Source organism: Aeromonas schubertii (assembly GCF_000820105.1).
In the GTDB taxonomy this organism is placed as follows: Bacteria; Pseudomonadota; Gammaproteobacteria; order Enterobacterales; family Aeromonadaceae; genus Aeromonas; species Aeromonas schubertii.
In genome coordinates this window covers 85794-94854 of record NZ_CDDB01000109.1, presented here as the reverse complement: position 1 = coordinate 94854, position 9061 = coordinate 85794, and the positions used below count along the sequence as shown (strand labels likewise).

The window sequence follows — 9061 nt, the reverse complement described above, 5'->3', positions numbered from 1 at the left end:
GGAGGGGGGAAGGCGCAGGGGGGCGTTGGCGACAAAGACTGCCGCCGTCGACGTGCGGTGGGCGGCGCGATAGATGATCTCCTTGATCACCACGGGACAGGCATCGGCATCGACCCAGATGGTCATGGTGTGCTCCTCGACTGATGGGAGAGGGATGATAGCACGGCTGAGCGCACAGGCCCTTTAGTGTAAGCTGTCGACGCCGCCACCAGAGGAGTGCCCCATGGACAGAGTGCCGAGCGATACCATTTACAGCCTGACCCTGGATGGCCAGGGGGGCATGCAGCCCCTGGCGTCGGCCAGTGAACTGCCAGCCCAGGGGGCGGCCTGGGTCCATCTGGATTATGGCAACCCGGAGTCGGCGCGCTGGTTGATGCAGACCCCCCTGCTCGGGGAGGCGGCCCGTGAGGCCTTGCTCGGCCAGAGCAGTCGCCCCAAGCTGATCAAGTTGGGGGAGACGGTGCTCCTCATCCTGCGTGGAGTGAACCACAACCAGGGACAGCGCCCCGAGGAGATGGTGGCCCTGCGTATCTTCATCACCCCGGACCTCATCATCAGCAGCCGGCGGCGTCCTCTGCTCTCTGAGCAGGACGTGTTCGAGTCGCTACAGCAGGGAGTGGGGCCCGCCAACCCGGCCGATTGGCTGGTGGAGGTGTGCGATGCCCTGACCGATCGGGCCGGCGAGTTTGTGGAGGATCTTCACGACGAGATCCTCGAACTCGAGGAGCTGGTGCTCTCGCGGCAGATGCCCGGCAATGGTCGACTCGGTCGCATCCGCAAGCAGCTCATCCTGATCCGTCGCTATCTCTCTCCCCAGCGGGATCTGGTGGCCCGGCTGGCCAACGAGAAGATCAGCTGGCTCGACGAGGATGACCGGCGCCGCCTGCTCGACATTGCCGATCGGCTGCGTCGCTGGCTCGACGATCTCGACGCCGGCATTGCCCGCAGCGCCGTGCTGGCGGACGAGGTCAATAACCTGATGGCCGAGGCGACCAATCGCCGCGCCTACCAGATGTCGGTGATGGCGCTCTTGTTCTTGCCGGCCTCCTTCCTCACCGGTCTGTTTGGTATCAACCTGGGTGGCATGCCCGGGGCCGAGAGCCCGACCGCCTTCTGGGTCTTCTGTGCGACCCTGCTGGCCATGGGGGGCTTGCTTGCCGTCTGGCTCAAGCTGCGGCGCTGGTGGTGAGGAGAGAGTGATGAGTGCATGGAGTGCCTTTGGCCTGACCCTGGCCCTGGTGGCCGCCCACCTGCTGCTGCGCCGGCTCATCCACCGCAGCCTGCTGGCCATCGGTCAGGCGCGTCAGGTGAGCGAGACCCGGGTCCTCTACGTGGAGCACGTGTTCCACTTCCTGCTCGGTTGCGCCACCCTGCTGGTGTTGGCCGGGGTATGGGGGCTCGATTTTGCCCGCCTGGTGGTGCTCGCCTCCTCCTTCTTCGCGGTGCTGGGGGTCGCCATGGTGGCCCAGTGGTCGATCCTCTCCAACATCACCGCCAGCATCACCATCTTCTTCGCCTTTCCCTATCGCATCGGCGATCGTATTTGTATTCTCGACAAGGATGACTCAGTGACCGGTGTCATCAGCGAGATCGGCCTCTTCTATGTGCGTCTGCGCGATGACAACGGTGACAGCGTTACCTACCCGGCCAATCTGATCCTGCAAAAGCCGGTGCGCAAGCTGGAGGGGCAGGGGCCCGCGAGTCAGCCGGAGTAATGCAGAAACGACAAGGCTCCCGACGGGAGCCTTGGTGCCTCAGCGCTCGAAGAAGCGGTAGAGGTGATCTTCCTGGATCGGGCAGTCGGCCACCTTGTGGATATGGGCCCGCGCCTCCTCCACCGAACCAAAGCAGAGTGGGCAGCCCAGGGTGTCGGTCAGCTCGAACAGGGCCCCGTCGTCGTCGCGAAACTCAACCTGCCAGCCGGGCAGCGTCGTTTCGTGGATGATCTCGGCCTCGTGCAGTCGCCCCTGCTGATAGAGGGTGCGCAGTTCACTGATGGTCATCTTCTCCTCCTCCCCTTGGCAACACCCTCTGAGTGTAGTGAGGAGCCCAGGCCTGTGACCAGACGGTCGGAGCTGCCTCTGGGGGCGCACTGTCTTCAGCCGTTGCCAAGGAGTCGTTCCCTGGCCCAGCGCAGCCGGATAAAGGTCTCGGCATCGCCCCCCCGATCCGGATGGTGGGTCAGGGCCAGTTCGCGCCAGCGGCGGCGGATCCGTTCGGTGGTGGCCCCCTCCTCCAACCCGAACAGAGTCAACGCCTCGCACCGTTCGGACTCGCTCGGCGTGGCCGCATAGCGACGCCAGAAGTCGGCGAGCAGGGCATCGACCTCCTCAGTGTCGGTTTGCCAGCAGTTGGACCAGTCCAGATAGTAGTCGCGCAGGGCCGAGCCGGTCTCGGGAAGCCGGGTCGTCAGGGGCAGCAGCCGGATGTCGAGGCTGTCCAGTTGCAGGTACCACCCCTCGGCGGCCAGCTCCCCCTGCAGGGTGTAGAGGGCGTTCATCAGGGCGAAGTTGCTGCGAAACAGGGCCAGATCCCCCTCGCCCCCCAGGGGCGGCAGTTCGCCGGCGCCCTTGAGCTCTCCGTAGAGTTCGTGAATTTTCCAGCCGATACCGGGATGGCGCAGGCGCGCCAGCACCGCCAGCTTCAGCGGGTTGTCGCTCACGCCTCCTCCCGGGCCGGTTGCAGGGCGATCACCAGATCCCCGGCCAGGGGGACGGCCGGCTCCTCGTTGGTCACGATACGCGGGGTCTTGCCCGGTGCCAGCACGAACAGGGGCAGGGCGCCCGGGTTGGCGGCCTGGTAAGCGGCCCAGTCGAAGGTGTCGGAGAGGCGGGTTCCCTTGATCTGGCCGCCGCGCCCCAGCATGCCACCGAGACGGGCGAAGGTGATGTCGGGGCCGAACAGGTTCTGGCGGGCGCGGAAGGTGGCGCTCTCCCGGTTGGCCTTGCCGTGTTGCTCGCTGGAGCGCAGGGAGAAGACCTTCTCCTCCCCCAGCTGGTGGGCAAAGTGCAGTATCCCGAGGGCGTTGCTGTGGCGATCCGGCGACAGGGCCAGCACTGTGCTGAGGCTGGTGAGGGGCAGGTGGCGCTCGGCATGCTCCGACTGGGGGGCGCCGAAGTAGCAGGGGAGATTGCTCATGCGTGCCAGCTTGCAGTGCTCCCAGGCCGGGTCGGTCAGATGTACGCTCACGCCCTGGTCCGCCAGGGCCCGGGCAATGGCGCGGGCCACCGAGTTGGCGCCTATGATGAGCCAGGTGTCAGGCTCCTTCTGGCGCTGGCCGAGCAGGGCTGCCAGCGGCGTGGCGGTGAGGCTCTGCAGCACCACGGTGGCGATGATGACGGCGAATACCAGGGGCACCAGCTTGTCGGCATCCGGGACGCCGGCCTGCTCCAGGCTCAGGGCGAAGGTGGAGCCTACCGCCGCCGCGACGATGCCGCGGGGGGCGATCCAGGCGAGCAGGGCGCGGGCCCGCCAGGAGAGATCCGATCCCCGGGTCGAGACCAGGATACAGAGGGGGCGGGCCACCAGCTGTACCACCAGCAGCAGGACCAGCACCATGGGGCCCATGGCCCAGAGCTGGGCCAGATCGAGCCGTGCCGCCAGCAAAATGAAGAGCGACGAGATGAGGATCACCGCCAGATCCTCCTTGAAGGTGAGCACCTCCTCCAGGTCCAGCCCCTCCTGGTTGGCCAGCCAGATGCCGAACACGGTGACCGCCAGCAGCCCGGACTCGTGGCCGAGCCAGTTGGAGAGGGTGAAACTGGCGAGCACCAGGGCCAGCACCCCAAACTTGTGCAGGCTGACCGGCAGCCAGTCACGGCGGATCAGCAGGGTGGTGAGCCAGCCCACCGCCACCCCGATGGCGCTGCCGATGGCGACCGTCTTGGCCAGGGCAAACAGGGTGTGGCCAACCAGATCCCCCTTGCTGCCCAGCATGATGGCCTCGAACACCAGCACCGCAAACAGGGCTCCGATGGGATCGATGACGATCCCCTCCCAGCGCAGGATGCGATCCACCTCTTTCACCGGGCGAATGACGTTGAGCATGGGGGCGATCACGGTCGGCCCGGTCACCACCAGCACGGCCCCGAGCAACAGGGCCACCCGCAGATCCAGCCCAAGCAGACCGTAGCCGGCGCCGGCGATGACGACGAAGCTTGCCAGCATGCCAAGGGAACAGAGGTTGCGCACCACCTTGCCGATCCCCTTGAGTTCGGCCAGATGCAGGGTCAGCGCCCCTTCGAACAGGATCACGGCCACCGAGAGGGAGACCAGGGGAAACAGCAGATCCCCGAGCAGGGCATCGGGGTCGAGCAGGCCGCCGACCGGCCCCAGCAACAGGCCGGTGAGCAGCAGAAACAGGATGGCCGGCAGACGCAGTGCCCAGGCCAGCCACTGGGCCAGCACAGAGACCAGGGCGATACCCGCGAGAAAGAGAGCAGTCATAGGGACTCCAAATGAGGATGCGCTACTAGCCTACCCGTCCAACGGGTTGGGCTGTCAATCACAATGCTGAACTGAAACTGACGAAAGGGTGAAACGAATCGTGCCGACCGCTGTCATATTGACGTAACGATAACGGCAGTGCCCCGGGATGGGGCTCGTCAGGCAATCTCAGGAACTCTATGTCTCGTATCCGGAATTGGATGGGCCCCTTCTGGCCCGTCGGCTGTTTTGCGCTCTTTTCACTGCTGGCACTGGCGGCCAGCCGACTGGGTCTGGCTCTCTGGCTGTCGGATCGCATGGCTGCCGTGGATGGCTGGTGGCCTGTGATGCTGCAGGGGACCCGGGTCGATGTGGCCACCCTCTGCTGGCTGTGGGGCGTGCCTCTGCTCTTTACCGTGCTGCTCGGTGGTGACCACCTGGTGGGCCGGCTCTGGCGCGTCGTGCTGCGTCTCTGGTTGACGCTGGGGCTCTGGTTACTGCTGTTTCTCGAGCTGGCCACCCCCGCCTTCATCGAGGAGTATGGCTTTCGCCCCAACCGCCTCTTCGTCGAATACCTCATCTATCCGAAGGAGGTGCTCGCCATGCTCTGGAGCGGGCGCCCCGTCGAGCTGATCACCAGCCTGGTGGCGACCCTGCTGGTGCTGGCCGCAGGCTGGTGGGCCTCGGGTCGTCTGACCCGCACCATGACTATGCCGCGCTGGTACTGGCGCCCCCTGCTGGCGGTGCTGGTGCTGGGGCTGGCCATTCTGGGTGGCCGCTCAACCCTGGGTCATCGCGCCCTCAACCCGGCGCTGGTGGCCTTCTCCACCGACCCCCTGATCAATACCCTGCCGCTCAACTCCAGCTACTCGGTGGTGTTTGCCCTCAAGCAGCTCAAAAACGAAGAGGACCCCGGCCAGTACTACGGCAAGCTGCCCAGCGACCGGGTCATCGCCCTGATGCGTGAGCAGAGCGGCCGCCCCGAAGGCGACTTCGTCTCGGCCGAGATCCCCTCGCTTTCCCGCAACGTGGCGACTTATCGGGGCAGGCCGAAGAACCTGGTGATCATACTGCAAGAGAGCCTGGGGGCGCGCTTCGTGGGCTCTCTCGGCGGCCTGCCGCTGACCCCCAACATCGATGCCCTGAGCCGTGAAGGGTGGGCATTTGATCAGCTCTATGCCACCGGTACACGCTCGGTGCGTGGCATCGAGGCGGTAGTGACCGGTTTCACCCCCACTCCGGCCCAGGCAGTGGTCAAGCTGGACAAGAGCCAGACCGGCTTCTTCAGCCTGGCCCAGTTGCTGCGGGATCGTGGCTATGACACCAGCTTCCTCTATGGGGGCGAGAGCCATTTTGACAACATGCGCAGCTTCTTCCTCGGCAACGGCTTCTCCCGTATTGTCGAGCAGAAGGACTTCAAGGATGCGGCCTTCGTCGGCTCCTGGGGGGCCAGCGATGAGGATCTGATGCGCAAGGCCAACGCGGAGTTCACAGCCCTGCATCGGGAGGGCAAGCCCTTCTTCAGCCTGGTCTTCAGCTCCAGCAACCACGATCCCTTCGAGTTTCCCGACGGGCGTATCAAGCTCTATGAAGAGCCCAAGGCGACCCGCAACAACGCCGCCAAATACGCCGACTATGCGGTGGGTGAGTTCTTCAAGGCGGCCAAACAGGCCCCCTACTGGAAGGACACCCTGTTTCTGGTCATTGCCGACCATGACAGCCGGGTGAGTGGCGCCGACCTGGTGCCCATCCCCCGTTTCCGCATTCCCGGCCTCATCCTCGGGGAGGGGGTGGCTGCGCGCCGCGACAAGCGGGTGGTGAGCCAGATCGATATGGGGCCGACCCTGCTCTCCCTGATGGGGGTGAGCGCCGACTACCCCATGCTGGGGCGCGATCTCACCCGCATGCCGGACGACTGGCCGGGGCGGGCCCTGATGCAATACGACAAGAACTTCGCCCTGATGGAGGGCAATCAGGTGGTGATCCTGCAACCGGAGCAGGGTGCCCAGGGTTTTGTCTATGACCCGACAGGGGAGCGGCTCACGGCCACGGATCAGAGTGCGGCCTTCAAGGAGCGGGCGCTCGGTTGGTCCCTGTGGAGTGGGTTGGCCTACCAGCAGGGGCTCTATCGCCTGCCTGGGCAGGCGGAAAAGCGGGGATAGCGAGAGGGGGCCTGGCCCCCTCTCTCATTGAGCTAGTCGGCCCACTCACTGCGGTCCCGTCCTGCCATCTTGGCCCGATAGAGAGCCGTATCGGCACGTCGAAACAGCTGCTCCAGCGTCTCATCCTTGCCCTGTAATCCGACCCCCAGGCTGACCGTCAAGGGGGTGCCGTCATCCAGTACGATGGCCTGCGTCGACAGGCGCAGGCGCTCGGCCAGGGCCAGCAGGTCGGCACGCTCACCGGCGGGAAGCAGCAACACAAACTCCTCCCCCCCGATACGGGCCGCCAGTGCGCCGGTCGGGCATGCCTCCCGCAACAGGGTCCCGAAACGACGCAGCACCTGATCGCCGCTGGCGTGGCCGAAGCGATCGTTGATCCCCTTGAAGTGATCCAGATCGAGCAGGAGCAGGGCCTGGCGCGTCTCTCCCAGTCGCTCTGCGAAGCTGCGCCGGTTGGGCAGGCCGGTGAGCTCGTCACAGTGGGCCTGATCATTGAGTCGTGTGTGGATCTCGCCGACATAGCTCATGGTGTGGAGTATGCCGAGGGCACTGAGCAGCATGCCGATGCTGCGCAGCATGTCTTCGGCAAAGATGGCGATCCAGAGGGGTTGGGCTACCACCTCGTCGAGCAGGTCGAAGGTAGCGCCGAGCAGCCAGATCCCGATGCCGGTACTGAGCAGCAGATAGGCCAGCCGTTGTAGCCGGGCGCACTGCACCACCCAGAACATGAAGGCGAGGGTGCACCAGTTGAGCAGCTCGAAGCCGAGGCTGACCAGATGAATACGTTCCCCCCCGAAGTGAGGCAGCATGATCAGATGGGTGGTGGTGATGAGTAGCATGGCCCCGATCAGGAGAGCGAGGCTCCAGCGTCTCCCCGCCGTGAGATGGGGCAGGCGAGTGGGGCGGATATCGAGATGAAGAAGAGACATCGATGACCTTGCTGATGCGCGGATGTAACAGGCAAGCCTAACGCAATGGCGCGCCGTTTGATGCGTCGATTATCACAAAGCCCGAATTTGCCGCCGTTGGCATCAGGTTACAGGCAGATAGCCGCCATTTTCGTTCTCGTTGTAGTGAGGGGGAGCCGGCCGTGGCGAAAAGAGAGCCGGAGGGTGCCGGCTCTCTTCGGAGGATAGATGGCCGCGTCTATTCCACGGTCACTCCGCTCCCGTTGGCGGCCTCGGGACGGGGAGCCTTGATGAGGCGGCGCAGGGCGCGCTGGGCAGGCCGTTCGATGCCGTGATAGCTGCACCAGGAGAGACCCCACAGCAGCACCATAAAGAGCGCCACGGCGAGCACTCCGCTGACCGGGTCGGTGACCCCGAACCAGGCCTCGACCGCCTCGGGGGCCAGATAGTGTGCCAGCTCGAGCCCGGTCAGCAGCAGGACGGCGTGCCACAGATAGATGGAGTAGGAGAGATCTCCCAGCAGGCGGGTGACGCGATTTTCCAGCAGTGAGAACACGCGTGTGTCGCGCAGCGTCTGACTGGCCGCGATCCAGACCAGTGCCACGAAGGCGATCAATACTGCCATCGTCAGCAGGGGCGTCAGGGTGAAATGCAGCAGGATGAGCGGCAGCAGGAACAGGGCGCCGAGCAGTCGATCGGAGCGGGCAATGGGCCTCAGTCGGGTGGCCTGCACCGGGCGCAGCAGCCAGACGCCAATGGTAAAGCCGGCCACCCCGCGTCCCACCGCAGGGGCACCGTTGGTGAGATCCAGGGTGCCATGCTGGAACAGCAGGGCGGTGAGCAGGGCAATGGCGGCCAGGGGGGCCAGGATAGCCCAGCGACTGCGACTCAGGGCCAGCGGCAGCAGCAGCGGGAAGAGCAGGTAGCTGATCCACTCCACGCTGAGGGACCAGGCGGCGAAGTTCCAGGTCAGGCCATAACCGGCCGGTGCCTGCATCAGCAGAAAGCTGCTCGGTAGCGCCGCCGCCGGCGTGAAGAGAGACTCGAAGGCCTGAGCCCCCTCAAACCCCCACTCCCGAAACAGCGGGCCGGCGTAGAAGCCTGTCTGGTGGGCCTGTTTGAACAATTCCCAGCCGATCAGCACGATCATGGTGGTGGCGAAGAGGGGGTAGACCCGGGTCAGGCGCAGCCAGAGGAAGTGCATGACGCGCACCTGTCTGGTCGCCATGGTCCTGGCATAGACGTGGGCCATCACCAGGCCACTCAGGATGAAGAAGAGATCGACCCAGAGGTAGCCATTCTCGATGAGTTGGGTGGCGCCGGCGATGGACTCCTTCCACTGGGGAAAGAGCAGCAAGCGGGCATGGAACAGCACCACCATGCAGGCGGCAAAGCCGCGCAGCGGCCCGAGAAGGGGGAGTTGTGTGACTGCCATATGGACTCCTTGTCCAGTGGGGCCAAGGGCCCGAAGCAGGGATGGGCTCCAGATGTTGGCCGCCACAACGCTTCATCGGCCAGGTTTCGGGAGTGGTTTATTTTCTTAGCGAATGAAGTTTATTGAGGGAG

General features: G+C 65.0%; 9 protein-coding genes. 3 read left to right on the top strand and 6 right to left on the bottom strand.

The window, feature by feature from the left end; genetic code table 11:
• Positions 1-126, bottom strand: a 126-nt coding sequence (locus BN1133_RS20550) for a PIN domain-containing protein (RefSeq protein ID WP_462477403.1), incomplete at its 3' end; no start/stop codon positions are given.
• Between the two features lie 97 nt (positions 127-223).
• On the opposite strand from BN1133_RS20550, the gene zntB reads away from it, so the two are divergent.
• Together zntB and BN1133_RS19305 are read left to right on the top strand one after the other, a co-directional pair.
• Positions 224-1189: a zinc transporter ZntB gene (zntB, locus tag BN1133_RS19310; RefSeq protein WP_050668077.1), complete on the top strand. Its 966-nt coding sequence runs from the start codon at positions 224-226 to the stop codon at positions 1187-1189.
• 10 nt (positions 1190-1199) lie between these two features.
• On the top strand, positions 1200-1715 hold the full coding sequence (locus BN1133_RS19305; RefSeq protein ID WP_050668076.1) for a mechanosensitive ion channel domain-containing protein: 516 nt from the start codon (positions 1200-1202) through the stop codon (positions 1713-1715).
• 39 nt (positions 1716-1754) lie between these two features.
• Here the strand turns inward: BN1133_RS19305 and BN1133_RS19300 are convergent, their stop codons facing one another.
• The 3 genes from BN1133_RS19300 to BN1133_RS19290 form a co-directional block, all read right to left on the bottom strand.
• Complete coding sequence (locus BN1133_RS19300) at positions 1755-2003, bottom strand: hypothetical protein (protein WP_050668075.1); 249 nt, start codon at positions 2001-2003, stop codon at positions 1755-1757.
• 95 nt (positions 2004-2098) lie between these two features.
• Positions 2099-2662 carry a DNA-J related domain-containing protein gene (locus BN1133_RS19295; protein WP_050668074.1) on the bottom strand — a complete coding sequence of 188 codons (564 nt, stop codon included), beginning with the start codon at positions 2660-2662 and terminating at the stop codon, positions 2099-2101.
• Positions 2659-4446 (bottom strand): cation:proton antiporter, encoded by a 1788-nt coding sequence (locus BN1133_RS19290; RefSeq protein WP_050668073.1) that lies wholly within the window; start codon positions 4444-4446, stop codon positions 2659-2661. The genes BN1133_RS19295 and BN1133_RS19290 overlap by 4 nt, the downstream gene beginning before the upstream one ends.
• Before the next feature lie 179 nt (positions 4447-4625).
• On the opposite strand from BN1133_RS19290, the gene BN1133_RS19285 reads away from it, so the two are divergent.
• Entirely contained in the window at positions 4626-6587 is a 1962-nt protein-coding gene (locus BN1133_RS19285) for an LTA synthase family protein (protein WP_050668072.1), read from the top strand.
• 32 nt (positions 6588-6619) lie between these two features.
• On the opposite strand, the gene BN1133_RS19280 is transcribed toward BN1133_RS19285, so the two are convergent.
• The gene (locus tag BN1133_RS19280; RefSeq protein ID WP_050668071.1) at positions 6620-7516 is read right to left on the bottom strand and encodes a GGDEF domain-containing protein; all 897 of its coding nucleotides are present in this window, start codon (positions 7514-7516) and stop codon (positions 6620-6622) included.
• Between the two features lie 217 nt (positions 7517-7733).
• Positions 7734-8930 carry an acyltransferase family protein gene (locus BN1133_RS19275; RefSeq protein WP_050668070.1) on the bottom strand — a complete coding sequence of 399 codons (1197 nt, stop codon included), beginning with the start codon at positions 8928-8930 and terminating at the stop codon, positions 7734-7736.
• Positions 8931-9061: the final 131 nt, after the last annotated feature.

Coding starts and splice junctions, on each gene's coding strand:
- zntB (WP_050668077.1), top strand. CDS start 224: ATGGACAGAGTGCCGAGCGATACCATTTACAGCCTGACCCTGGATGGC.
- BN1133_RS19305 (WP_050668076.1), top strand. CDS start 1,200: ATGAGTGCATGGAGTGCCTTTGGCCTGACCCTGGCCCTGGTGGCCGCC.
- BN1133_RS19300 (WP_050668075.1), bottom strand. CDS start 2,003: ATGACCATCAGTGAACTGCGCACCCTCTATCAGCAGGGGCGACTGCAC.
- BN1133_RS19290 (WP_050668073.1), bottom strand. CDS start 4,446: ATGACTGCTCTCTTTCTCGCGGGTATCGCCCTGGTCTCTGTGCTGGCC.
- BN1133_RS19285 (WP_050668072.1), top strand. CDS start 4,626: ATGTCTCGTATCCGGAATTGGATGGGCCCCTTCTGGCCCGTCGGCTGT.
- BN1133_RS19280 (WP_050668071.1), bottom strand. CDS start 7,516: ATGTCTCTTCTTCATCTCGATATCCGCCCCACTCGCCTGCCCCATCTC.
- BN1133_RS19275 (WP_050668070.1), bottom strand. CDS start 8,930: ATGGCAGTCACACAACTCCCCCTTCTCGGGCCGCTGCGCGGCTTTGCC.